This window comes from Pseudomonas sp. SH10-3B (assembly GCF_019891415.1).
In the GTDB taxonomy this organism is placed as follows: domain Bacteria; phylum Pseudomonadota; class Gammaproteobacteria; order Pseudomonadales; family Pseudomonadaceae; genus Aquipseudomonas.
In genome coordinates this window covers 131,831-157,553 of sequence record NZ_JAFLXD010000004.1, presented here as the reverse complement: position 1 = coordinate 157,553, position 25,723 = coordinate 131,831, and the positions used below count along the sequence as shown (strand labels likewise).

Annotated in this window: 22 protein-coding genes; 13 read left to right on the top strand and 9 right to left on the bottom strand. The window is 59.2% G+C overall.

Annotation, left to right across the window (positions count from 1 at the left end):
* Nucleotides 1-81: 81 nt before the first annotated feature.
* Nucleotides 82-978: a LysR family transcriptional regulator gene (locus J1G35_RS05010; protein WP_223013893.1), complete on the bottom strand. Its 897-nt coding sequence runs from the start codon at nt 976-978 to the stop codon at nt 82-84.
* A 99-nt stretch (nt 979-1,077) separates the two neighbouring features.
* Between J1G35_RS05010 and J1G35_RS05005 the strand changes: the two genes are divergently transcribed.
* On the top strand, nt 1,078-1,743 hold the full coding sequence (locus J1G35_RS05005) for an NAD(P)-binding domain-containing protein (protein WP_223013891.1): 666 nt from the start codon (nt 1,078-1,080) through the stop codon (nt 1,741-1,743).
* A gap of 87 nt (nt 1,744-1,830) precedes the next feature.
* Here the strand turns inward: J1G35_RS05005 and mqo are convergent, their stop codons facing one another.
* Nucleotides 1,831-3,477: a malate dehydrogenase (quinone) gene (gene mqo, locus J1G35_RS05000; protein WP_053132370.1), complete on the bottom strand. Its 1,647-nt coding sequence runs from the start codon at nt 3,475-3,477 to the stop codon at nt 1,831-1,833.
* Between the two features lie 437 nt (nt 3,478-3,914).
* On the opposite strand from mqo, the gene J1G35_RS04995 reads away from it, so the two are divergent.
* The 6 genes from J1G35_RS04995 to J1G35_RS04970 all read left to right on the top strand — a co-directional run bounded on the left by J1G35_RS04995 (nt 3,915) and on the right by J1G35_RS04970 (nt 9,722).
* Entirely contained in the window at nt 3,915-4,487 is a 573-nt protein-coding gene (locus J1G35_RS04995) for a fimbrial protein (RefSeq protein WP_053132366.1), read from the top strand.
* A gap of 65 nt (nt 4,488-4,552) precedes the next feature.
* Nucleotides 4,553-5,251, top strand: coding sequence for a molecular chaperone (locus J1G35_RS04990; protein ID WP_223013889.1), 699 nt, complete (start codon nt 4,553-4,555; stop codon nt 5,249-5,251).
* 29 nt (nt 5,252-5,280) lie between these two features.
* Nucleotides 5,281-7,857: a fimbria/pilus outer membrane usher protein gene (locus J1G35_RS04985; RefSeq protein WP_223013887.1), complete on the top strand. Its 2,577-nt coding sequence runs from the start codon at nt 5,281-5,283 to the stop codon at nt 7,855-7,857.
* A gap of 2 nt (nt 7,858-7,859) precedes the next feature.
* Nucleotides 7,860-8,759 carry a fimbrial protein gene (locus J1G35_RS04980; protein ID WP_262417146.1) on the top strand — a complete coding sequence of 300 codons (900 nt, stop codon included), beginning with the start codon at nt 7,860-7,862 and terminating at the stop codon, nt 8,757-8,759.
* A 10-nt stretch (nt 8,760-8,769) separates the two neighbouring features.
* Entirely contained in the window at nt 8,770-9,237 is a 468-nt protein-coding gene (locus tag J1G35_RS04975) for a fimbrial protein (protein ID WP_262417144.1), read from the top strand.
* Entirely contained in the window at nt 9,234-9,722 is a 489-nt protein-coding gene (locus tag J1G35_RS04970; RefSeq protein ID WP_223013885.1) for a fimbrial protein, read from the top strand. The genes J1G35_RS04975 and J1G35_RS04970 overlap by 4 nt, the downstream gene beginning before the upstream one ends.
* On the opposite strand, the gene J1G35_RS04965 is transcribed toward J1G35_RS04970, so the two are convergent.
* The 4 genes from J1G35_RS04965 to J1G35_RS04950 form a co-directional block, all read right to left on the bottom strand.
* Complete coding sequence (locus tag J1G35_RS04965; RefSeq protein WP_053132352.1) at nt 9,723-10,370, bottom strand: response regulator; 648 nt, start codon at nt 10,368-10,370, stop codon at nt 9,723-9,725. It lies immediately after the preceding gene.
* On the bottom strand, nt 10,370-13,282 hold the full coding sequence (locus tag J1G35_RS04960) for an ATP-binding protein (protein ID WP_223013883.1): 2,913 nt from the start codon (nt 13,280-13,282) through the stop codon (nt 10,370-10,372). Before J1G35_RS04960 ends, J1G35_RS04965 begins: the two co-directional genes overlap by 1 nt.
* Nucleotides 13,283-13,406: 124 nt before the next feature.
* Complete coding sequence (locus tag J1G35_RS04955) at nt 13,407-14,606, bottom strand: EAL domain-containing response regulator (protein WP_223013881.1); 1,200 nt, start codon at nt 14,604-14,606, stop codon at nt 13,407-13,409.
* A complete protein-coding gene (locus J1G35_RS04950; RefSeq protein ID WP_223013879.1) occupies nt 14,603-17,419 on the bottom strand; it encodes an ATP-binding protein in 2,817 nt (938 codons plus the stop codon). Before J1G35_RS04950 ends, J1G35_RS04955 begins: the two co-directional genes overlap by 4 nt.
* 155 nt (nt 17,420-17,574) lie before the next feature.
* Between J1G35_RS04950 and J1G35_RS04945 the strand changes: the two genes are divergently transcribed.
* Nucleotides 17,575-18,762: an MFS transporter gene (locus J1G35_RS04945; protein ID WP_223013877.1), complete on the top strand. Its 1,188-nt coding sequence runs from the start codon at nt 17,575-17,577 to the stop codon at nt 18,760-18,762.
* Nucleotides 18,763-18,774: 12 nt separating this feature from the next.
* Here the strand turns inward: J1G35_RS04945 and J1G35_RS04940 are convergent, their stop codons facing one another.
* Nucleotides 18,775-18,996: a hypothetical protein gene (locus tag J1G35_RS04940; protein WP_223013875.1), complete on the bottom strand. Its 222-nt coding sequence runs from the start codon at nt 18,994-18,996 to the stop codon at nt 18,775-18,777.
* Between the two features lie 196 nt (nt 18,997-19,192).
* Here J1G35_RS04940 and J1G35_RS04935 point away from each other — a divergent pair, with 196 nt between their 5' ends.
* Nucleotides 19,193-19,954, top strand: coding sequence for a metallophosphoesterase (locus tag J1G35_RS04935; RefSeq protein WP_223013873.1), 762 nt, complete (start codon nt 19,193-19,195; stop codon nt 19,952-19,954).
* A 162-nt stretch (nt 19,955-20,116) separates the two neighbouring features.
* Here the strand turns inward: J1G35_RS04935 and J1G35_RS04930 are convergent, their stop codons facing one another.
* Together J1G35_RS04930 and J1G35_RS04925 are read right to left on the bottom strand one after the other, a co-directional pair.
* Nucleotides 20,117-20,365: a CsbD family protein gene (locus J1G35_RS04930; RefSeq protein WP_082340961.1), complete on the bottom strand. Its 249-nt coding sequence runs from the start codon at nt 20,363-20,365 to the stop codon at nt 20,117-20,119.
* Between the two features lie 336 nt (nt 20,366-20,701).
* On the bottom strand, nt 20,702-22,342 hold the full coding sequence (locus tag J1G35_RS04925) for a methyl-accepting chemotaxis protein (RefSeq protein WP_223013870.1): 1,641 nt from the start codon (nt 22,340-22,342) through the stop codon (nt 20,702-20,704).
* 306 nt (nt 22,343-22,648) lie between these two features.
* On the opposite strand from J1G35_RS04925, the gene J1G35_RS04920 reads away from it, so the two are divergent.
* The 4 genes from J1G35_RS04920 (at nt 22,649) to J1G35_RS04905 (ending at nt 25,543) form a co-directional block, all read left to right on the top strand.
* Entirely contained in the window at nt 22,649-22,789 is a 141-nt protein-coding gene (locus J1G35_RS04920; protein ID WP_082340960.1) for a DUF2256 domain-containing protein, read from the top strand.
* 354 nt (nt 22,790-23,143) lie between these two features.
* Entirely contained in the window at nt 23,144-23,359 is a 216-nt protein-coding gene (locus tag J1G35_RS04915; protein WP_223013868.1) for a hypothetical protein, read from the top strand.
* A 211-nt stretch (nt 23,360-23,570) separates the two neighbouring features.
* Nucleotides 23,571-24,896 carry an ATP-binding protein gene (locus J1G35_RS04910; RefSeq protein WP_223013866.1) on the top strand — a complete coding sequence of 442 codons (1,326 nt, stop codon included), beginning with the start codon at nt 23,571-23,573 and terminating at the stop codon, nt 24,894-24,896.
* Entirely contained in the window at nt 24,896-25,543 is a 648-nt protein-coding gene (locus tag J1G35_RS04905) for an RloB family protein (protein WP_223013864.1), read from the top strand. Before J1G35_RS04910 ends, J1G35_RS04905 begins: the two co-directional genes overlap by 1 nt.
* Nucleotides 25,544-25,723: the final 180 nt, after the last annotated feature.

Here is a 25,723-nt window from a genome sequence, read left to right as displayed (position 1 = left end):
CCGTGTTTCAGCCGTGCTCCTGCTCAGGCCTGGGTACTTTTTTAACAGGTTGTGTCTGTCGGATTGCTGAAGCAGCACGCATCAAGGGGCACCGAAGCGTCCCAACACCGCTTCGACGAAGCGTCTCAGCTTGGCCGTACGCTGGCGGTTCGCCGTGTAGACAAGGTGCATCGGCCGGCTCGGGGCTTCAAAGTCCGGCAGCACTCTCACCAATTCGCCCCTGGCCAATGCCCGGCGCAAGAAGTCTTCCGGACCGAGCACGATGCCAAAACCATCCAGCGCGGCGGACATCAAGGCCCTGCTTTCATTGATCTGCAAGCGACTGGCAACTTGCACCTTATAAGGCGTCGAAGCCTGGTAGAACACCCACTCGCGATCCGCCGGCCGCGACCAGAAGGCGTAGCCGAGGCATTCATGACGCTCAAGGTCCGCCGGGACCTGTGGGGTACCGCGTGCCGCCAGGTACTCCGGCGAAGCGCAGACCACCAGGCGGTAAAGTGCCAGTGGCCTGGCTGTCAGGCCGGTGGTCGCCAGGGGGCCGATACGAAAAGCGGCTTCATAGCCCTCCTCCACCAGGTCCACGAAACGGTCGGTCAGGTGCAGGTCGATTTCCACATCCGGGTTGTCGCGCAGGAACCCGGTAATCAACGGCATCAGGCTGTAGGAGCCGAAGGTGACGGGCGCCGTGATTTTCAGCTTGCCGCGCGGCGTGTCGTTCATGATCTGCGCCAGTGAATCAGCAGCCTCGGCTTCTACCAGGATATGTTTGCAACGCTCGTAGTACGCGCTCCCCAACTCCGTCAGGCTTTGCCTTCGTGTGGTGCGGTTAAGCAAGCGAGCGCCCAGGCGCTGCTCCAGAGCGGTGACATGTTTGGCCACCATCTGCGGCGACATCCCCAAGCGCTCGGCAGCCCTCGCGTACGAGCCCAACTCAGCAGCCATCACAAAAGCATTCATGCTCGACAGGCGATCCATCATTCCCTACTCCCAGTAACAACATCCACACCAAAACGACGATTTATCGCCAATTGGTTGCCAATCATCATAACCGCTCCCCCCATGCATTGGAGCAAGACCATGAGGATTGGTGTTATTGGAGCAGGCTTTATCGGGCGCGCCGTGGCCCAACTGGCACTGGCGGCCGGGCATGAAGTGATGTTGAGCAACTCCCGTGGCCCCCACACCATGAGCAGCGTAGTGAGCGGCATACTCGGCGTGCAGGTGGGCAGTGCCGACGACGCCGCCAAATTCGGCGATGTGGTGCTCGTGGCGATCCCCTTGGAGCATTACCGCAGCGTCCCGGCGCAATGGCTGGAGGGCAAGATCGTGATGGATGCGAATAATTACTACCCGAGCCGCGACGGCCATATCCCGGTACTGGATCGCTTCGAAACCACCACCAGCCGGTTGCTCGCTGAGCATCTGCCCCATTCACATGTGGTGAAAGTGTTCAACGCGATCTTCGCCCCCGACCTGACACAGGACGCCCGCCCCCACGGTGCCCCCGACCGCCGGGCGTTGCCGGTGGCAGCGGATGACGCCGCAGCGAAGGCACGCGTCATCACGCTACTCGACGAACTGGGGTTCGACGCCGTGGATGCCGGCAGCCTGGATGACAGCTGGCGGCTGGAACGCGGCAAGCCGGCCTATTGTGTCCCGCTGGACCAGGATGGCTTGAAGGCAGCGCTGGCCGCCGCCGAACGTACGGTTGAACTACCGCCTGTCGAACGGACCCGCCGTTAGACACGCACAAAAAAGCCCGCTGACCGTTACCGGTTCAGCGGGCTTTTTGTTACCGGCAAGGTCCTGACCCAGGACCTCCCCAGCGGTTTACAGCGCCAGATCAGACGCCGGCTTGCTCGGCTCAGCCGCAGGCTTGGCAGCCTCGGTGGCGGTAGGAGCAGCCTGTTGTGGAATCGCAGGCGGTGTAGGCAGTTGCAGGATATTGGCGGTGTAGGCCCATTCCTTGGCAACAGCCTCAGGACTGTCGTTCAGCTTGGTGCCGTAGCTCGGTACGATCTGGTGCAGTTTTGCCTGCCACTCAGGGGTCGCAACCTTGTCCTTGAACACTTTCTGCAGCACGGTCAGCATGATCGGAGCCGCGGTGGACGCGCCTGGCGATGCACCCAACAGGCCTGCAATGGTGTTGTCGGCGGAGCTGACCACTTCGGTACCGAGTTTCAGGACACCGCCCTGCTCTTCGTCACGCTTGATGATCTGCACGCGCTGACCGGCTTGCCACAGGCGCCAGTCGGATTGCTTGGCGTTCGGGAAGTACTCCTGCAGCGCCTTGAAGCGGTCGTCATCCGACAGCATCAGTTGGCCGGCGAGGTACTCGACCAGTGGGTATTCACGAATACCGACTTTGGTCATTGGCCAGATGTTGTGGGTGGTGGTGCTGGTCAGCAGGTCCAGGTACGAGCCTTCTTTCAGGAACTTGGTCGAGAAGGTCGCGAATGGGCCAAACAGAATCACGCGCTTGCCATCCAGCACGCGGGTGTCCAGGTGCGGAACCGACATCGGTGGCGCGCCAACCGAGGCCTTACCATAGGCCTTGGCCAGGTGCTGCTCGGCGACGGTTGGGTTATCGGTCACCAGGAACGAGCCGCCCACCGGGAAGCCAGCGTATTCCTTGGCTTCAGGAATGCCCGACTTTTGCAGCAGGTGCAGTGCACCGCCGCCAGCGCCGATGAACACGAACTTGGCGTCGGTTTCAGTCTTGGTGCCGTCTTTCAGGTTTTTGTAGCTGACACGCCACGAACCGTCGGCGTTCTTGGTGATGTCCTGCACTTCGCTCGACAGTTTCAGGTCGAACTTAGGTGTGGTTTGCAGGTGAGCGACGAACTGGCGGGTGATCTCGCCGAAGTTCATGTCGGTCCCCAGCGGGCTCCAGGTGGCCGCGATTTTCTGGTTCGGGTCACGCCCTTCCATCATCAGCGGAACCCACTTGGCGATCTGCGCCGGGTCTTCGGAGTACTGCATGCCAGCGAACAGTGGGCTCGCTTTCAAGGCTTCGTAGCGCTTCTTGAGGAACTTGATGTTGTCATCGCCCCACACAAAGCTCATGTGCGGTGTGGTGTTGATGAACGAACGTGGGTTCTTCAGCACGCCCTGGCGGACCTGCCAGGACCAGAACTGACGGGAAATCTGGAACGCTTCGTTGATTTCGACCGCTTTCGGGATCTCAACCACACCGTCCTTGTTTTCCGGGGTGTAGTTCAGCTCAGCCAGGGCCGAGTGACCGGTACCGGCGTTGTTCCAGCCGTTGGAGCTTTCTTCGGCGACGCCGTCGAGGCGCTCGACCATTTCCATCGACCAACCCGGCTCCAGCTCGTTAAGCCAGACACCCAGGGTTGCACTCATGATGCCGCCGCCGATCAGCAGCACATCGACTTTCTTTGCCTCTTCCGCGTGAACGGACGTGATCCCCAGCGACAAAGCCAGCCCCAGCAGGGCAGTGTTTACTTTTTTAAACATCAGTAGCACCTATGATAAAACGCCATCCGCCCCACCGCCCCTGGTCATGGGCAACCCTCAATCACGCTGCGCCAGGCAACGCACCGCGGGGTTTGCACATTCACTCGGGGACCGCAGGGTGGGCACACAAGGCCGACGTATCGACCTCACTTTTATGTCCCTTCTGCGCTGACTTCTTATCATTATTGGCTTCAGCTACCTGGGCGACAGCGACCCACCGGGACGTATACGGATGTACGTACCAGAGAGAGACCAGACCAAGATGGCGCGCAGAATATCATGCCCGGCGCCGGATATGGACTCGCCAGTCGGACGGCCATCAGTTCGCCAGTTTTTAAGATCTGTCTCATGTGCCTCTAAATCGCCGCAATGCACTATGGATTGGCTCCCCCACGGGATGAGCACACAACCTTCCATCTCTCTAACGAGGCATTGCAATGCTGAACAAACTGAGCCAACTCACCCTCGCGTGCGGCGCTTGCTGGTTTCTGACCGGGACTGCACAGGCGGCGGATGGGCAGATCGAATTCACCGGTTCCGTGACCGATAACGCCTGCACCATCACCACCGGTGACGTGAACAAGTCCGTGACCCTGGACCCTGTACGTATCGCTGACTTTGCGCCGACCGTGGGCTCCACCGCCAAAGCCAAAGCTTTCTCCATCAGCCTGGACAACTGCAGCACCGCCACCCGCAAAAACGCGGCGATCACGTTCAGCGGCCAACAAGACGCCAGTGACTCCACGCTGCTGGGCCTGACCGGTGAAAACCAGGTGCGCGGCATCGCCATCCAGATCGCCGACGCCCGTACCGGTAACAAGCTGGCGCTGAATGAGCCAACCGCCGATTACGACCTGCGCCCACAGTCCAACACCTTCGACTTCACCGCCGCCTACGTTCGCACCGTTGCCGACGTGACAACCGGCGAAGGCGACGCTGCCGTGACCACGTCCGGTATCGGTACCGGTCAGGTGCACGCGCTGGCCAGCTTCGACGTCACCTACAAGTAATTGCTCGTCAACACCGTGGGCCACGCACCTGTGCGCTGGCCCACGGATTCCAAAGGTCCTCTGTCATGCGTTTGAAACTGTACTTTTTCCTCGCCCTGTTGCCGCTCTGGCATAGCGCGCCAGCGAATGCCGCCGTCACTGTCGGCGCCACGCGGCTGATCTACGACGGCGCGTCCAACGAAGCCAACCTGACCGTGAGCAATCGCGAAGACACCTCGCCCTACCTGGTGCAGTCCTGGGTGAGCCGTTTCGGCAACGGCAACGATGAAAGCGTCGATAGCTTTATCGTCACCCCACCCCTGTTCAGGCTCGATGCCAACAAGGAAAACATCCTGCGCATCATCTTCACCGGTGGCGCCGATGTGCCCCAGGACCGCGAAAGCCTGTTCCTGATGAACGTCAAGGCGATCCCGGCCATGAGCGACGAGCAGAAAGGCAAGAACGTATTGCAGATCGCGCTCAAGACCACCATCAAGCTGTTCTACCGCCCGGCCGGCGTGAAGGGGTCGCTCAAGGACGCGGTGGCGCAGGTGACCTGGAAGGCCAACGCGGGCGCCTTGCAGTTCAACAATGCCTCCAAGCTCCACGTGGTAGTCAGCGAGCTGAAGCTCAACGGTCTGCCGATCACCCAGGCACCGGATGTGCTGCGCCCGGGCGAACAGCGCGACCTGCCGATCCAGGCCAAGGCGGGTGATGACGTGTCGCTCAGCTACATCGATGACTACGGCAGCACCGTGGACGCCGCCGTAATCCGCATTCACTGACACCCGCGCCTACCTCTTCAGGAACGCCCATGCCTCGTTCACTCCCATTCGCGCGCCGTCGCGCCGTGAAGGCCTTCGGCTGCCCGTTTGCGGCGGCCGTGGCCTTGCACCTCGCCCCCGCACAGGCTGGCTACGAGTTCGATCCGTCGTTCCTTGAGATCGGCGGGGGGCAGAGTTCGGCGGCGGTGAAACAACAGGTCAGCGCCATGAGCGAAGGCCAGTTGCCGGGGATCTACCGGGTGGATGTGTTGATCAACCAGCGCTCGGTCGATCAGCGCGATGTGCGCTTCGTACGCGTCAACGGCTCGGCGGATCGCTCGGCCACCGGCCTGTTCCCCTGCCTGGATGCCGAGTTTTTCCGCGCCCAGGGCGTGGCCGACAGCGCCCTGCACAACCGCAGTGACGCCGATGCCAGCTGCATCGCATTCGACCAAGGGCTGGCCGGGCTGACCTACGACTACGACTTCAACCGCCAGTTGCTGTCCATCGAAATCCCCCAGGCTTACCTGGGCAGCATCCCGTTTGAGGTACGCCGCCGCCAGTGGAGCGACGGCGAGCACGTAGCGTTCACCAACTACAGCTTTACCGGCAGTCATGCAGAGTCGGACACCGGGCGCCGCCAGAACCAGTTCGGCAGCCTGCGCAGCGGCATCAATGCCGGGGCCTGGCGCCTGCGCAATTTCTCGACCTGGCAGAAAGGCACGGGCGAAACCGGGCGCTGGGAATCCCTGGAAACCTACGCCCAGCGCGACATGGGCAACATGATGGCAATCGCCACGGTGGGCGATTCCACCACCGAAGGCGACCTGTTCGACGCCATCCCCTATCGCGGGCTGGGCATCGCCTCGGACCTGGATATGTTGCCCGACCAGGCCCGCGAATTTGCGCCGGTGATTCGCGGCATTGCCAATGGCCGCTCGCGGGTGATCATCCGCCAGCGCGGCTACGTGATCCATGAGCAGTGGGTGCCGTCGGGGCCGTTTGCCTTGACCGACCTGTACCCCACCGCCAGCAACGGCGATATCGAAGTCACGGTCGAAGGCCCGGATGGCCAGCGTCAGGTGTATACGCAGTCGTTCTCGTCGGTGCCCTACATGCTGCGCGAGGGGCAGCAAAGTTATTCGGTGTTCGCCGGCCAGTACCGCCCGGCGCAATCGGCCTTCCAGCAGGACACCCCGGCCTTTATCCAGGCGTCCCTGCGGCGGGGCTTGAGCGGCAGCACCACGCTGTTCGGCGGTAGCCTGCTCAGCGATCAATACAACGCCGGGCTGCTGGGTTTTGCCCACGACTTTGCCGGCTTTGGCGCGATTTCGGTGGACGTGACCCACGCCCGCAGCGAGGCCATGGGCCATGACAAGACCCGCGCCAGCGGCCAGTCGTTTCGCTTTCGCTATTCCAAATCCCTGGCGGCCACCGACACCAACTTCAGCCTGATCGGCTACCGCTACTCCACCGGCGGCTACTACTCGTTCAACGAAGCGCTCAACAGCCGCAATGCCGAGCAGACCCTGGACACGTATCGCAGTGGCCATATGAAAAGCAACTTCATCGCCAACGTGTCCCAGCAACTGGGCGGCTACGGCGGCATCTACGCCAACGTGTCGAAAACCGACTTCTGGAATAAGAGCAAGGCCGACACCTCGATCCAGCTGGGCTACACCGTGAGTTCCGGGAGCATTTCCTATTCCCTCGGGCTGAGCGTGAACAAAGGCGCCAATACCGATGATCGCAGCCTGTCCCTGAGCATCAGCATGCCCCTGGGCGGTACGCGCAACCAGCGTGTCACGGCCAACCTGAACCAGAGTGCGCGTGGCGCCGCGTCACGCACGGCAACCCTCAGTGGCAACGCGTTTGAAGACGACACCCTGGCCTACAGCGCGGGGGTGTCGCAGCAGGTCAACGGCAACCAACGCCAAAGCGGCGGCACCCTCGCCGCCCAGTACGACGCCCCGAGCGCGATTGTGCGCGGCGCCTATAACGAGTCCACCGGCAACCGCCAGCTGGACGTGGGCGTGGAAGGCGCGGTGGTGGCGTATGGCAGCAACCTGATGTTCAGCCAACCGTTGGGCGAAACCAATGTGATTGTGGCCACACCGGGTGCCGCCGATGTGGCGATCACCAACAAGCGCGGGGTGCGCACCAATGCCAACGGCTACACGGTGGTGCCGTCGGCCCTGCCCTACCGCAAGAACCGTGTGTCGCTGGACACCCAGTCGATGTCCGCCGACGTCGACATCGCCGAACCGGTGCAGGAGGTCACGCCCAATCGTGGGGCCTTCGTCCTGGCCGACTTCGATACCCGGCGCGGCAAACGCATTCTGTTTCGCATCAGCGACACACGCGGTGAACCCGCCCCCTTTGCCGCCCGCGCCGAGCTGTTCGCGCCGGACGGTCGCGCCCTCGGCAACACATTGGTGGCGGACAAAGGGCGCGCGTTCCTGACCGGCGTGCCGCCCGAGGCGCGGTTGTTGATCAGCGTGGACGGGCAACCGTGGTGCAGCCGCGATTTGAACCTGCAAGACGACGGACCTGCCGAGGGCGGGATTACGCAACTGACTATTCAATGTGAGCGCGCGGCCAGTGGGTCGGGTGCCGGGGATTCGTGATGATGGCTCTGAACCTACGTAGCTGGCGGATGCTGGCGTTGTTGGCTGGCGTGCTTTGCGGCCTGTCGTTTCAGGCACAGGCACTGATCGGCGGCAACGTCGAATGCGGAACGCCGGGCTACCCCACCTTTGGCTACCGCTTCCAGCCGGGTGAAGCGATCAATGTCGAGTACAGCGGTACGTGCACGATTCGTCGTGCCTTTCCCTATGCCGCAGGCGTGAACACCAGCATCACCTACGGAAGCGGCTACAACCATGCTGCGCTGCAGTTTGTAGACCCCTCCAGCTGGACCTACATGCCACTCCTTGATCTTGGCCAGTTCAGTGGGATTTGCCTGGGCGGCCCATGCCAGCGATTGCCCCTCAACACCGTGCTGCGCTACCGCTACAACCTGGTGGGCACCGCGCCCAGAACCACCGGCACGCGCAATGTCCAGGTACGAATCGGCGTGACCTCCCTTAACTACCTGGCGTGGGCCGAGTGGTTCCTGGATATGCCTTTTACGTACACCGTCTACACACCGGCCTGCACGTTGAGTTCGCCCAGTGCCGTCAACCTGCGCTTCGGCAACATCAGCAACGCCGACCTCAGCCGCCAGGTGCAATCCACCACGGTCTCGGTCACCTGCGCTGCCAACGTGCAAGCCACCGCCACGCTCAGGGCGAGCCAGGCAGTGGTCAGCGCCACGACCGGGGTGTCGCGCACCACGCTGGCCGGCCTGAACATGCAGGCGATCTGGACCGACTCCTCCAACCCGGTGGACCTCAGCGGCGTGCGCAACCTGCAATTGAAGACCGGCAGCAACAACGTGAATCTCAGCTTCAAACCGCAACTGGTGGCCGGCCAATCACCCACCGGCGCTTTCCAGAGCCAGTACACCCTGACCATCAACTATCGCTGAGGCCCTTGTCATGAAAACTTCGCTGTTCGCCCTGGTGCTGCTCAGCGCCACCGCCCAAGCCGCCGACACGGTGAATATCACCGTCAGCGGCACGCTCACCCGCCCACCCTGTGTGCTGAACACCGGCACCACCCTCACCGCGGCGTTTGGCAATGTGCGCACCGACCAGGTGGCGACCACCGAAACCGTCGCGGTGCCGGTGCGTATGACCTGCCCGGCGGGCTCATCGCTGAACGTCAGCTTCAGCGCCAACAACGGCACCTACACCAGCACCGTGGCCAAGACCACCGCCGACAACCTCGGGGTGTCGTTGCTGTGGGCCGACAATACAGCGGCGAACCTCACCGGCACGACCAAGGCCTACAGCAACCTCAGCGGCAGCGTGGATATCAGCCTCAAGGCGCAACTGGTGGCACGCGGGGCGCTGACACCGGGCGCCTTCACCTCGGCCATGGTCATGACCATTAATTACCTATGAAAACGCTCATCTGGATGCTACTGGCCGTGGCCGGCACCGCCCTTGCGCAATCGGCGGATGAAGCGCAGATCGACGTCACCGGCAAGCTCATCGCCCCGCCTTGCGCGGCGCGTTTTCCCACTACGCAACAGGTGGAATTGGGCAACGTCAACATCAACCAGTTGGCCGATAACAGTGCCAGCGTTACCGACGTGCCGCTGGTGTTCGATTGCCAGGCCAACAGCCAGGTGAGCCTTACTCTCTCGGCAGGCCTGGGCAGCGTCGATAGCCACACCCTGCTCACCAGCCGCAAAGCCCTGGGATTGCATCTGGGTCTGCTGAATAAAGGCGCAGAGGCTGATGTCAGCCTGGGTGAAACCGGCACCTGGCCGGTCGAAGACGGGCCACTGCAACTGACCCTGCGCGTCAAGCCCGTGTCCGTGGGAGAACTGCCCGAAGCGGGCAGCTATAACGCCACGCTGCTGATGCAGATGACGTATCGCTGACTACTGAAACTGCCGCGCCTCGATGCAGTACGTCAGCAACGCCTGGTCGCTGTCGACATCCAGCTTGCGCATGGCCGAGATCTTCTGCGCGCTGACGGTCTTGTTGCTGCGGCTCAACTGCCGCGCAATATCGCTGACGCTCATCCCGGTCACAAACAAACGCAGCACCTCCATCTCTCGCGGCGACAAGCTCTGGAACCGCTCCTGCACCTGAAACCCGTTGCCCACCACGGACGTCGCCACCGGCATCGGCGCCTGGTAGCTGCGCTGGGCACTGATCGCGCCCAGGGCCTTTTCGATCTCGCCGTGCAGGTGGTTCTTCTGGATCACCCCGGCGACGCCCAGTTCCTGCAGGCGAGTGAGGATCAAGCTGTTGGAAATCATGGTCAGCACCAGCACCTGGGTCTGCGGGAAGTGGCGCAGGATGTACTCGATGAGCTTCAAGCCATCGCCATAGGTGTCATCGCCGGGCATGTTGAAATCGGTGATCAACACTTGCGGTCGATGGGTGCGCAACTGCTCGATCAGTTCGCTGGAACTGACCGCCTCGCCCACCAACGTATAACGTGAATCACGCTGCACAATCTCACGCACGCCCACCAGCACGATCGGGTGGTCATCGGCGATCACGACGTTCATTTCTCGCATTATTTATCTTCCTTGTGAGCGGTTGACTCTGCCAACAGGCACTGCGCCACCGCCGTCAAACGTGCACACAACACGCCGATCTGCTGGGTGGCGCGGCTATCCAGGGGGCTGTCGTACAACGTGTTTTCCCAGGTCTGACACGCCGTGGATAAAGCCCCGGCACGCACACTGGCCAATGCGCCGTTAAGGCTGTGCAGCCGCTGGCGCACTCGCTCGGCATCGCCGGCAGCGAGGGCCTGTTCGATGTGCTGCACGTCGGCCAGCAAGGTGTCGCCCATCAATTGGCGCATGGATGCAGACAATTCGATCCAGCCTTCACGATCCCGATCCACCGACGGTATCGCCAGGGCCGTGGCGCGGCGACAGTGCGCCATCAAGGCCTGGCGCAGCATGCCCATGCTCAGCGGCTTGACCACCCAGGCGTTCATGCCCACCGCCAGGCAGCGTTCGCCCTCCTCGCGCAAGGCATTGGCGGTGACGCCGATAATCGGCACCTGCACGCCCTGTTCGCGCAGGGCGCGGGCGAGGTCGTAGCCGTTGAGGCGCGGCATGTTGATGTCGGTGATCACCAGGTCAAAGGGCTGCGAACCCCAGATTTGCAGGGCGTGCTCGCCGTCCCGCGCCACCGTGGCCTGGGCGCCGAGGGCTTCGAGCTGTTCGCGCAGCACGGCCTGGCTGACCGGGTTGTCTTCGGCCACCAGCACGCGCACGTTCAGGCACGGTGCATCCAGGCACGGCTCGGCCAGGGCCGGGTGGGCGGTTGAAGGCGCATTGCTGAGGATCGGCAAGGTGATGAACAACGAGAAACTGCTGCCCAGCCCCGGTTCACTGACTACGCGCATGTGGCCGCCCATCAACTCGCTCAAGCGCGAACAGATCGACAACCCCAGACCGGCACCATTGCCGTCCTGACCGCCGGCCACTTGATAGAACGGCTTGAACAACTGGTCCAGGGCCTTTTCTGGAATGCCCACGCCGGTGTCGGTGACCTGCCATTGCAAAGCAACGTGATCCTCCTGCAGTTCCTGCACGGTCAGGCGCAGACGCACGCGTCCCGACTCGGTGAACTTGATCGCATTGCCCAGCAGGTTATGCAGGATCTGACGGATCCGTCCTGCATCACCGAGCAGTTGCCGGGGCACTTGCGGGTCGATCTCCGCATCGATCTGCAACCCCTTGTTGCGCGCCGTGGCGCTGAAGCCGAGCACCGATTCCTCGACCAGTTGGCCGGGGTTGAACGGCGCCGCTTCCACCGCCATTTGCCCGGACTCGATTTTCGACACGTCCAGAATGTTGCTGATCAGTTGGAACAGTACCGTGGAGGAGCTCTGGATAATTTCCAGGTACTGGCGCTGGCGCTCGCTCATGGCGGTCATGGCCATCAGTTCCAGGTTGCCGAGCACGCCATACAGCGGCGTGCGGATCTCGTGGCTCATGGTTGCCAGGAACACGGTCTTGGCCTCGTTGGCGGCGGTGGCTTCCCGGCGGGCCTGGTTCAACAGCAGGGTTTCGTCCACGTGCCGGGTGATGTCATTGCAGCCGCAGAGAAACACGTCCTCGCCCTCGTAACGCGCCGCCACCAGCACGACCTGCAGGTAGCGCCCCTCCACCGCCAGGCACATCTCGCCAGGGGTGTCCGGGCCATCGTTGGCCTTGAGGACTTCCAACAAGGGCGCCGTACCGCCCAGTTGCAGGGCACGCTGGTTTTCCAGCAGCAACTGGCGATCGTGGCGGCGGACCACGCACAAGCCCGCCGGGGCGTTGTGCAGCATGATGCGGTTGAACGCTTCGCTCTCGAAGAGTCGCTCCTGGGCGCGCTGGGCGGGGCTGACGATGCGGGTCCTGTACCAGTGGTTGATCCACCAGCCCAGCAGTACCGCGGCGAGGAACGTCAGGCCCAGCCCGAGCAGCGGCCACTTGGCGTAGCGCAGGAAGTCCTGATAGCTGATGGCATACAAACCGGTCCAGTGCTCGCCGCCCTCGCTGATCAGCTTGAAGCGCAAGCCTTGGCTGTTGAAGCTCAGGCCCAGGGGGGCCAGGTGTTCATCACCAAGACTGCCGAGCAACACATCACCCTGGGGCGAGATCAGGGTGAACTGGTTGTACACCGACAGCTGCAGCACCCGCTCGAATTCATCCACCTGGGAGGTATCCACTACGGCTGCCAAGGTCAGCAGCCCCTGGGATTGATTGACCGGGAGCACGGCAGCGGGCGCATCGAGGCCGATCATCGCGACCACGTTGCGGCTGTTTTGATACAGCTGCAACGGTGCGCGCATCCAGCGCACGCGAGTGTCGTTGAGCAACTGGCTTTGGCTCTGTTGCAACTGCTGCAAGCGGGTCACCACGTCGCGGTACTGCTCGCGCAACAACGGCTGGTGCTGGCGCAGACCGCCAATGCCGGGCACGGCCAGACTGGCGACGTCATGGGGAGTAAACACGAACAGCTGCGGCGAGGCGTAGAACGAGCTGGACCAGAAGCCGCCGTAGTAATCGGTCAACTGCACCCCAAAGGCCAGCGCCCGGCGCGTGTCATCCGCCGAAAACCCTGCGTCGTGGGACAAGGTGAAGGGCAACGACAACGCAAAGCCCTTGGCCTGCAGCACCACCTGCCCGGCATCGCGCTGCAACTCCACCACTGAGGTCGACTGCACGGCCGGCAGCGGCGGCGCATTGCTGCGGCTGTAGCCGGTGGCCACATTGCGCAGGAACGTCTCATGTTCATGGATAATTTCCACGACACGAGCGAAGTGAAACTCGACTTTTTCCTGTTCGGCATCGAGCAACCGCGATACCGCCCAGTAGCAGCTGCTGGACAGCAACAACGCCAACCCTGTCAGTAGCAGCAGGGCTGTGTTCAGGCGCTGGGAACTTTGCGCCAGTTTGTCCAGGCGCAGACTTGCATGTTTCATCGTCAATACCGCTGAAGCCTGAGTCAGGAGGTGGGGCCTACGCATGATCCCGGCATTGGCCAATAACACCCGGCTGGCCGGGCGACCCTTCCTCTGGGCTTCTTGACTGTGTGACCCTGGGCGCTCAGATAAGTGCTGGCGCAGGGCCATCCTCTATCAACAACGCGCTGAATTTATCCGCCGCCACCCCTTGTGAAATCAGGAAGCCTTGCACCTGGTCACAGCGGATACGCCGCAGTACCGCCAGCTCTGCCTGGCTCTCGGCGCCTTCGGCAACGGTGGTCAACCCCAGCTTGCGACCCAGTTCGACGATGCTTTGCAACGCTGACGCCAGGTTCTCGTTCTGCGCACAGCCGTGCACCAGCGAGCGGTCGATCTTCACCTCATTGAACGGCGTGGAGACCAGGTTGAAGTAGGAGCTGAAGCCCTTGCCAAAATCATCCTGCGCCAGGCCAAAGCCCATCATGCGCAAGCGGCATGCTCCAGCGTAGTAGTTACTGGCCAGCTGTGTGGTGGAGCTTTCCATCAATTCGAAGGTGATTTGCCGGGGCTCGGCGTCGTTGTGCTGCACTTGGGCGAGCAGGCGGTCGACCAGGTCGCTTTGGTCGAGCAAGTGGGTGGGCAAATTGATCGACACCGGCAGCCGGTAACCGAGTTGCGCCCACTGGGCCTGGGCGGCCAGCGTCTGTGTGAGGACGCTGGTCAACAGTTGGGTTTCCAGGCCTTGGCGCTCAATTTCACCGAGGAACTCGGCGGGCATCAACAGCCCTTCCACCGGGTGTACCCAACGGGCCAGCGCTTCGGCGCCGACGATGCGCCCGTCATGCAGGGACTTCTTGGGCTGGAACCAGGCCTGGATTTCGCCATTGGTCAAGGCGCGCACCAGGCTATCTCGCGCCAGGCTGATGCCGCGACGACAACAAGGTGCGCGGGCCTGCTCGGCCAGTTTGTCGAGGCAATCGCGCAGGGTGCGTACCTGCGGCTCACACACCGGCTTGGAAATCAGCCCGGCGACCGTAAGGCCCAGGTTACCCGCCACCTGCCCGGCCCCCACCAGCATGCGCCGTGAGGCCACACTCATCAGCGCCAGGGCCGGCGGCGCTGGCAGCCGCGCCAGTTGCTGGATCAATTGCACACCGTCCATGCCCGGCATCATCAAGTCGCTGAGCAGCAGGTCATACCGCTGGCGGGCCAGGCGTTGCAACGCGCTGGCACCGTCCCAGACCACGTCGACGTCAAACCCGCCGATGCCCTGGAAGACGTTGATCAGGTACTCATGTTGAAAAGGATGATCCTCCACAATGAGCACGCGATAACCACTCAAAGCACGCTCCTCTGATAGCGTTGAAGGCACTGATAAAGGGCTCGCAGGGTAAAGGGCTTGACCAGGCAGTGGTCCATGCCAGCGCTGAGGCAGCGCTCGGCCTCATCGAGCATGGCGTTGGCGGTGGCCCCAATGATCGGCAGCGAGCAGCCCAGACGGCGCAGTTGCTCGGTGAGTTCGTAGCCGTTCATGCGGGGCATGTTGACGTCGGTGAGGATCATGTCGAATGCACTTTCCCCCCACCGCGACAACGCTTCGATCCCATCGCCAGCCAGCACGACGGTGCAACCGAGCTCTTCCAGCTGGTCGCGCAGGATCAGTTGGTTGATCAGGTTGTCTTCGGCCACCAGCAGGCGCAGGTTCAGGTTGAACGCGACCGGCGTCTCACCGAGGCTGGGCGACAAGCTTTCTTCGATGCCCTGTGCACGACTGACCGCACGGTTGAGCGCGTGCAGATTATTCAAGCTGATCTGCCAGCAGGCGCCCGGCGCTTGGTAGCCACCATGCTCATCGACCGCCGCCGTCACGCGCGGGCCCAGCCATCGCGGCCGCTGATCGGGTTCGGTCGGGCCGGGGTAGAGCTCCACCAGCACCGCGCCGGGGTCGGCGGATTCGGGCATGCCCAATTGCGCCCGCGCGCCCCAGCGGCGCAACCAGCCGCCGATGCTTTCGGCCAGCTCACGCACCGGCGACACCACGTAGACCCGTTCGCCCAGCAGCGGCAGCGCCCAAGGCTCATGGGCCTGCTCACTCACCTGCTCCAGCGGTAAGGTAAAGGTAAAACTGCTGCCCAGGCCCGGCTCGCTGACCACCCGCAGCGTACCGTTCATCAAATGCACCAGGCGCTTGCAGATCGACAGCCCCAGCCCGGTGCCCGCCACCACATTGGCATTGCCACTGGCCTGAAAGAACGGTTCGAACAGGTACTGCTGGTCTTGCGCCGCAATGCCCTTGCCGGTATCGACCACTTGCCATTGCAGCATTGCGCGCTCGCCCTCGCGGCTTTCCAGGCGCAGGCGCAGCACGATCCGCCCACTCTCGGTGAACTTCAGCGCATTGTTAAGCAGGTTATTCAGGATCTGGCGAATGCGCGTGACATCACCGCGCACGCGGTCCGGCAGTTGCGGATCCAGGCAGGCGAACAGTTGCAGCCCCTTGCTCTGCGCAGCCCCCGCGTAGCCTTGGATCACCTCCTGCACCAACTCCAGTGGCGAAAATACCGTGAGTTCGAGAGACAGTTGCCCGGCCTCGATCTTCGAGACATCCAGCACGTCGCAGATCAGTTGCAGCAGGTTCGCCGAGGAGCCTTCGATGGCATTCAGATAGCCGCGCTGCTGGCTGTTGAGGTCGGTGCGGGCGAGCAATTCGAGGGTGCCCAGCACCCCGTACAGCGGCGTGCGGATTTCATGGCTCATGGTCGCCAGGAACAGCGTCTTGGCCTCATTGGCCGCGTCCGCCAGGGTGCGCGCCTGCTGCAAGGCCAGTTCCACCTGCTTGCGCTCGCTTATATCGCTGAACGCGCAGATCAATACCTCCTCACGCTGATACCGGGTCGGCGCAAAACTCAGGAACAGGTGGCGACCATCGGCCATTTGCAGTTCATCGGTGCTGATTTGTTCGGCCTCCTCAAAGGCGCGGCGAATCCAATCGTGGCACAGCTGCTGACGCTCCTGGCCGTTGCCCAACCACTGGCGTGACAAGGGGTTCTCCAGCACCAAGCCGCCATCACTGCGGCGCAGCACGCAGAGGGCCACCGGCGCGATGCGGATCACGGCGCTGCTGAACGCCTCGCTTTCCACCAGCGCCTCAATGCGGTTGGCCGCCGGGATAATCAGCCGCTGGTCGATGCGTCGTACCAGGCGCAGCATCAACACGCTCGCCAGCGCACACACCAGCAGGCACACCAACAGTGGCATGGCCAGGCTGGGCAACAGCGAACGCAACTCCAGGCTGTAGACGATCTGCCATTGCGAATAGCCCAGGTGCTTGCGGATGGCCAGACGGTCCGGCAACCAGCGGCTGCCCTCCCAACCGAAGCTCGCCGTAGAGTGATACTGGCGTAACACTTGCGCCGCCGTCGGTTGATGGGGCGCACTGCTGAAAATCAATTGCCCTGCGCCGTCGAGCAACATGAAGTCGCCCGCCTTTTCATGTTGCAGGGCATTGATCAGGTCCGGCCCGTCCACTTCCAGGCCAAGCCAGCCCGAGTCGGGGCTACGGTCGTCCAGCCGCGTAAAGATATACAGCGGCGAATCCAGGCGACTCTGCTCGGTCAGCCACAGTTCATCGCTGACCGAGACCTTGCCGGTATCCACCGCCATCAGCCGTTGCAATACCGGCTCCGGCACCGCCTCTGGCGCGGCGCGCACGGTAAACAGGCGCTCCACCGCCGGCTGGGCGCGCTGGGCCACGTAGATCAGGTTGACTTGGTTCGTCTCCAGGTAATCGAGCAGGCGTCGGGTGAGCCACAGGCTCCAGATATTGCCCGCTTCGCCGAGGGTGATATGCACCTCTTCGGCGGGCACGTTATTGAGGTTGCCCACGGGCGCCGTCACATGCCGCACCGTCGACAGGCCGAGGCTTTTGAGCAGCGTCTGGCGGCTGACAAAAAAACTCTGCGCGTCGGAAATCGCCTCATTCATATAGCTGCGCCGCAACGAGATCTCCTCGCTGAACGCCGCACGCAGGTAGCTGTAGGCGCCCGCATACACCCCCAGCACCAGCGCCAGGGCGAACAGACGCAGCAGCTTGCGGGCGGCCTTGGGCGTGGAGAAGGTGGAGTCGAGGGGTTGCAGGAAGTGTTTGAGTTTCATCGCCGCAGCCTAAAGGGCGAAAGGGCACGGGTGAATAAGACGGATCTCAAAGGGCGATTGAACTCTGCTGTAAACGGCTGTTCTAGACAGGTTCGCCGCAGCGTGCGTAGCATCGGCGGCTGTCCTTCGTGCCATTCCTCCCAACAGGGCGATCCATGTCTATCCAGCAAACTCCCGGGCATGTGCTGCCCGCGCGCAGCGCCGCCAAAATGGAAGCGGCCATGGCCGTGGGCGCTTTCGCTATCGGTACCGGCGAATTCGCCATCATGGGCTTGATGCCCGACATCGCCCAAAACCTGGGCTTAAGCGAACCCCAAGTTGGCCATGCCATCAGCGCCTACGCCCTCGGCGTGATGGTGGGCGCCCCACTGCTGGCCATCCTCGGTGCCAAGCTGCTGCGCAAACATATGCTGCTGTTGCTGATGGGGCTGTACGCCCTGGGCAACCTCGCCACCGCGTTCACCCCGACCTTCGGCTCACTGGTGGCGTTCCGCTTTATCAGCGGCCTGCCCCATGGCGCCTACTTCGGCATTGCCGCCGTCGTCGCCTCCAGCATGGTGCCCAACGACAAACGCGCCGGCGCCGTGGCGCGGGTGATGATGGGCCTGACCCTCGCAATGCTGCTCGGCAACCCCATCGCCACCTTCCTCGGCCAGCACTTGGGCTGGCGCTCGGCGTTTGCACTGGTGAGCGTGATCGCCCTGTGCACCGTCGCCCTGGTCTGGCAATTCGTGCCCCATCGCCACGACGAACAACGCAGCGACCCACGCAAGGAACTGCGCGCCTTCACCAAACCCCAGGTGTGGATGGCCCTGTCGATTGGTGCCATCGGTTTTGCCGGCATGTTCTGCGTGTTCAGCTACCTGGCGCCGACCATGCTGGAAGTGACCAAGGTGTCGCCGCAGTGGATTCCCTTCGGCCTCGCGGCATTTGGGGTAGGTGGGATTATCGGCAACATCGCCGGCGGCAAGCTGTTTGATCGCATGCAGTTTCGCGCGGTGGGTTGGATTCTGGTGTGGTCGATGGCCGTGTTGCTGTTCTTCCCCTTCGCGGCGTCCTCGCTATGGGGCGTGCTGCTGAGCATGGGCCTGGTCGGCACCATGGTGTCGTTGGCCGCGCCGCTGCAAATCCGCCTGATGGACATCGCCCACGAAGCACCGAGCCTTGCAGCAGCGTCCAACCATGCCGCGTTCAACCTGGCCAATGCGCTGGGACCATGGTTTGGCGGGATGGCGATTACGGCGGGGTTTGGCTGGACCAGCACCGGCTATATCGGCGCGGCCACGGCGCTGGTGGGCCTGGGTATCTACCTGATCGCCCGCCGGATGAAGGGCGGCCACTGACTGCCCCCCCAATCAATCATCATGCAACAACCCCGACCCGTACTCCCCATAACTGCTCCCCAGCCCACTGCCGCCAAAATTCATCTTCGCGGCCTTGCTGGGGCTGTGGTCACCAAACGCCTGGCATCCGCCTGAAAAGCAAGGGTCACTGCTCACACCGGACGCCCCCGAAGAACAAGCGCCCAACAGCAACGTGCCAGCAATCATCACGACTTTGACGAGGTTCGAGATCATTTTCAGTTCCCTGTGGACTGGAGGCGCGAGGGTCCTCTCTTGAGCAAGATCGTAGACCTCAACGGCGAAGGGAATGATGAAACTTTGCTGGGTGACAGGGAGGGTTCAGGTTGCCTGATTTGAGGGTAATGCCAGGTTTTCGCAGACGTTGGCAATGATATAGTTCACCCGTGCCCACCCCATCGAAGCCCTGAACATGTACACCATCGAAGTATTTGAATCCAACTCAAAGGGCCGCGACTTTGTAGTGGGTGATATTCACGGGCACTTCAAGCTACTCGCTTCACTCATGGAAAAAGTAAACTTCAACACCCAACAGGATCGCCTGTTTTGTGTGGGCGATCTTATTGATAGAGGCCCTGACTCTATTGACGTATTGAAGTGGCTCAGCGAACCCTGGTTTCACGGCGTACGCGGCAACCACGAACAGATGCTGATGGATTGCCTCTCCGGTCGCGGCGACATCAACAGGCACACGCGAAACGGCGGAGCGTGGCTTTACGCGCTGTCGCCCAGTGTCCAGAGTGAGATTTACAACGCACTGCAAACGCTCCCAGTAATGATTGAGATCGGCTTAGCGGATGGTCGAAAAGTCGGCATCGTCCATGCTGAAGCGTTTCTTTCCTGTGCTACCCATAGTTGGCAAGACGCCAAAGACGCTATCAGTGGAATGCGAGGGGAAACCACGCAGCAACTAGCGTTGAAAACCGCACTCTATGCCAGGGAAAAAATAGAGCAGCAAAACCAGGCAGCGATCATAGGTTTGGATAGGTTATATGTGGGCCACTCGACAGTCCCCCATGTGCATGCATTGGGCAATGTCGTTTATATCGATACGGGTTGTTCTTTTTCGGACGGTGCGTTGAGTTTGATAGAGATAGAAAGTGGAGAGGTTGCGCATGTGAGCATGCATTCATTGCTGGGGGACAGCCCCTCCAGTGTCCATTCCACGAGCTAAGTGGCCCAATAGCCTCGTAGTAATTCAGACGCGGTGCGCGGATGGAATTGAGTCGTGCATACCTGCCCGCGCCCCAGAAGCCCACTGATGGAAAAATCTAGGGGGCGGGGGTGAATAAACGCAAAAGGGAACGCCCCTGTCGGAACGTCCCTTCTCCCTCACTCAGCGACGAAAAAGACGGTCTAGAACCAACAGGGCAACTGCACCAATCGCGATTGCCGCAACTGGTTTTTCTTTAACGAATGTAGATACGCTGTCCAGTGCGTCGCCATAGGTTTGTGTCAGCTGTCCAGCTGCTTGCCGACCAGCACCTTCAGCTTCCAGCTTCGAATCACCAAACAGTTTCCCAACTGCGCTCTGCGCTTTGCCGGCAACCTTTTCAACAACACCTTCTACCTGTTCGCTCTTCATGATTCACCAAACCTTCGTGTGTGATTGAGTAACCCAGAATAAACCTGGGCTTGAGGCAACCTTCACGGCATTAGGGGGACGCTGGTAATGATTAGTTCAAAGTGGATGAGGCTCACAGGTAGCCAGCTATCATTCACTCGAAAACGTGAAGGAAACAGCCCCCGCTGACGGCATGCAGACGCCCTCAGCAAGACTCCATGTAGCAGCCCCATTAAGATAAGTTGGCATGTTCTGTCTTACTTCGACCGAGAATCCTGCGTGGCCAGTTAAACTTCTGAGTAGCCCAGCAGTCGCGCATAGACGTCAGTGCAGCAGTGAAAAGCTGTCCTGAATCCACTAAGCCGCAGAGAAGAACGCCACTTTAGCGGTAAGACGATCCGCCAAACCTGATAGCTCGATGCTAGCTGCCGCCACTTGGCGCGCGCCGTTGGCAGACTCAACAGTCGAACCATGAATGCGGTTGATATTTTCAGCGACCTCATCGGTCACGCTACTCTGCTGCACGGAGGCGCTCGCGATCTGGGCGTTCATATGACTGATTGCGGCAACCTGCTCGCTGATCCTTGCCAATGCATGCTGCGCACTGCGGGTTTGTGTGACCGTTTGGCTCGCTAGCTCGCAACTATCGCGCATAGTTTGGGATGCCGTTTCGGTACCCGATTGCAGCGTACTGATCATCTCCCGAATTTCCTCGGTCGACTGCTGTGTACGATTGGCCAAAGAACGTACTTCGTCAGCTACCACCGCAAACCCACGCCCGTGCTCCCCAGCTCTCGCTGCCTCAATGGCAGCGTTCAAGGCAAGCAAATTGGTTTGCGAGGCGATAGCGTTGATGACGTCGATCACTGACGCGATACTTTCACTGTGTTTGGACACCTGGTTCACGGTAGCAGTGGTTTGCTCAAGCGTTACTGCCAACTGTTCAATGGCAAGCGTGGTACTTGCAACCAGCTTGTTCCCACTTCCCACTTCAGTATCAGCCAACCGGGAGGCGTCAGCTGCCTGCGCGGCATATCCAGAGACTTCATTAACAGTCGCGGCCATTTGCATTATGGCTGCGGCCACCTGCTCGGCTTCGCGGGTTTGTAAGCTGGTCTGCTCATTGTTAGCCGATGATGCGGCAGACAACTGGGTGGAGGAGTGATTGACCTCTTGGGCCGCCTTACGTACTTGCTGAATAGTCTCTCCGAGATGGCCTAGCGCGTTTTTCAGGACGCCCATCACACTGCCGGGATAATCTGTGGAAATCGTCTGATTCAGATCACCAGCTGCCAGTCGCTCGATGGCCAATGCAACGTCTGTGGGCTCAGCACCCAGAGTGGATTTAACGAAGTGAATAATTACAGCCGACAACGTGATGCTCAGCAGCAAAGCAATACCTGTCGCAATAAGCATCAGCGTACTGAACTGACTGGCGGTTGCCTGCACTGCGCCCAGCTTTGCCTTGATTGATGCTTCCTCGTAGTCGATCAGTGCATTGACGCGTTTCAGCCACTCACTGTAATCCAAAGACGTTTGACGCATCAGCAGCGCCTGAGCTCCAGGTATGTCACCCGCTTGGCGCAGGGCGATCACCGCCCTGGTGGAGTTAAGGGTTTGTTGTTCGATGTCCTTGATAGCGCTCAGTAATCGAACCTCCTCGCCGGTTACGCTTGCGCCCTTGAACAACTGATCCATTGGAGCCGCCGAGTCGGAGTAGGCCTTTTCCAAGGCTGTGACCTCCGATAAGTGTTTTGCCAAATCCGTATCAGTTGTCACCAGCACAGCATCCCGAATAGCGATGGCTCGGTTATGGACACTGCCTCGAAAATTGATTGCATAGCGCTGCACCTTGGCGGCATTTTCGCTAACGTCTTCCAAGGTGGAGTCAATGAACGCAACGCGGTGAATGCCGATGGCGGTTATCAACATGAGCAGCGCCAGGATCGCTGCGAAACTAAGCCCTATGCGTGTGGCCAACGACAGCGTTTTCTTCATGGCTAGCTCGAAAATATGACCTGTACAGGCCTTTGTTGATTTGGAAGACGCGAACGGTACTACCAGCCCATTACGCTTGATGCCTTGACGATACGTCGACGCAGAAAGGTCATCCAGTTAGCAATACGCACCGCCATGATAGCGTATAGCTATCATCATGATGCGTATGTTCTGCAGTGGGCCTCGCGATTTACCTAGAGCGTTTTTGCGCGGCTATGGCAGTAGGCGCTAATGAGGGAGGTCGCAAAGCCAACGGTCATTAGATCGCCACGTGGGTACCCGCAAGCCAGTTGAAGGTGAACAGTTTTGAAAAAGAGTGAGCTTCCAGTAAAAACCTGCCTTACCTGCGGCCTTCCCTTCACTTGGAGGAAGAAATGGGCGCGCTGCTGGGAGGAGGTTCGTTATTGCTCTGAGCGCTGCCGACGCAGTAAGCCTGCTAACTGCTGAGCCAAAAGGGGGGGGCAGGTTGCCGCCTTCTTGGGGTAAGGCGGCAGGGTTGCCACAAAACAAGCCTCTCCCACACCCTGGATCCATCCCTGATAAACTGCCCACCATTCGCCTCGTTGACTCAGATTCCCAATGCCCCCACAAACCGCTCCCCTCTCCCGCCGCTTTTCCGTCGCCCCGATGATGGATTGGAACTTCTAATTTAGTGGACCTTGTAATACGTGGCCTTCAGAGCCAACCAAAACGATGCGTACCACTTTCGTACCAATACTTTTCTCAAGCAGTGAAGCCTGATCACTTGTGATGTGGCCATAGCAACCTATGCTTAATCTCTTTCGAAATGAGACGTATACCATGGCAAGCGAGTACTCACTGGCGGACGTGCTGGATCGTTTTTATCAAAATCAGCTGGCCTTGGAGGCCGCGGTGATGGAACTGGCCCTTTGGGCTGAACAGCAAAACGCTACAGAACTCGGTGAAAATGTTCGTGGGGCACTTCACACAATTGGTGAAAATGCAGGCCATATCAAGCAAGGCTTGGCCCGACTAAAACGTACCGATTTCAGGTAGCTAGCAGCGACGAGGTTTCCGCCGGTAAGCCACAGCCCTGCTATGGAGGCTCCCTCCGAGCAGCAAAAGACGCTCATGCTTGATTCTCAGCAAATTTTTACGGCAATTCAGTGAGCCCTTGAAAAAAAATAAAAAAGGTGTTTAATCGTTTATTCAGGGCATTTTTCTCGGAAAACTTCCGAAAATGCCCTCTAGAAAAGACGAGAAACCCATGATCATAGATTTTACCATCACAAATTTCAGGTCGTTGAAGCAGGAGCAGTTGCTCAGCTTGAGCGTTGAAAACCCGAAAACACATCTTTTAGACAATATCGCCTACCCTGCGAATGACAAAGTGGGGACTCTCAAAACGGCTGGTCTATACGGCGCGAATGCATCAGGAAAGTCGAACGTCCTACTCGCATTCGCTGCTTTACAATGGTTGGTAGTCGATTCGGGCGATCTCAAAGAAGGTGAAAAGATAGTTTGCTATGAACCTTATGCTTTATCAGAAACTACTAAATCAGCACCTACCTCATTTGAGGTGGAATTTGCATGCAACGGCCTTAGATACGTATACGCCGTAAGTTACAACAAACAGAAAATATTAACAGAAAGCCTGGATTTCTATCCATCCCGCCAAAAAGCAAACATCTTCAAACGCGAAGAGAAAGACTCTTGGGAAACCATAAGTTTTGGCGGCCTCTATAAGGGCGGAACCAAGAAAATACCTTTCTTCGAAAACAACACTTATTTATCTAAAGCAGGCAACAATGCTGCAGCCTCAGAGATGATTAGATCCATATATAATTATTTCAGATCCATGACACACTTAGGCTCAACACAAACTATAAAGATGCTCAACTTGTACGAGCATGACTCATTAGTAAAAATAATCTCAGACCTGCTGTGCAGCGTAGATACAGGCGTAAAAAAAATTGCAAAACGCGAAAACAAAAGCTTAAACTTTTCACCCAAAGAATTAGAAAGCTTTCCTGAAGAGATTAGAAGAGCCTTTATTGAGGAAAATAAATATTCATTTGTCTTCGCCCATGAAAAAGAAGAAGGTGGTGTAGTTCTTTTCAAGGAGGAGAGAGAGTCCGATGGAACTCGAAAGCTTTTCAACTTGCTTCCGATGCTTATTAATGGCTTCTTAAACGGCCATATAATGATTTTGGATGAGCTAGATAATAGCTTCCACCCTCACATCGCCGAGCTAATCATAAAGCTTTTTAACGACCCCCTTATCAACACCAATAATGCTCAGTTAATATTCTCGACTCACAACATAAACCTTATGAGCCCAAACCTATTTAGAAGAGATCAAATCTGGTTTGCCGATAAGAAAAATGGCGCGACGTCTATTTATTCTCTAGACGAATTCGACAAGAGCGACGTAAAAACCAGTAGCCCATTTGGTAACTGGTACGACGAAGGAAGGTTTGGGGCTCTCCCGCATATCAACTACGCCCAAATTACAAAAATCTTCAGCGAAGTGCGAAAGCATAATATGAAAGTTGATCGAGCTCCTAAAAAACCAATTGAAGGAGCCTTATAATGCCGAAACCTCGGTCTAAGAAAGTCAGGGCACTCCCTAACGTATTTCACATTTATTGTGAGGGTGAAAAAACCGAACCCTATTACATAAACAGATACATACAAGACTTACCCCGGACTGATAGGAAGCGTGTCATACAGATCGAACCAACCAGGAAAAACACTCCAGTTCAACTTGTTGAGGAAGCGATAAAACGCAAAAATAGCGCATCTTGTCCAGCAGGAGATATATTTTGGGTAGTATTTGACCGAGAGTCAGTAGCAAAATATTCTGAAGAGTTGCATGACGAAGCATACGATAAAGCTGGAGCCGCTGGCGTTAAAATAGCCCTTTCAACGGTGTGTTTTGAACAGTGGATTTTACTACACTTCGTCGCTAGTGCAGCTCCATACGGATCTTATGACGATCTCATCAAGAGAAGCCCACTTGCTCGCGAGTTCAAAAAAGCCTCAAAGAAAGATTATGAAAAGGGCAATGTCGACACCTATGCTATTTTAAAACCTCGAATACAGACCGCTCGGGAACGCGCGGAGAGTATGAATGCTACGGTAAAAGCCGCTGCGGTGCACGGAAGAACGAGGCCACACCACTTAAATCCATACACAGACTTACCTACATTGCTTGATGCGATAGACGATTTCCAATGACCCCACGCTAATTGTTTTTCACACACGGCCAAAGAAGTGAAATAAGTCTTTAACACCTATTTCACTCTTGACACCTCACATAATTTCTATCTTAGATAAAAAACATGTCTAGCCCGAATCCTTGATGCTTATAGTATTTACACTGCGCACAAAATACTGACAGAGATGCTGCTTTTTTAA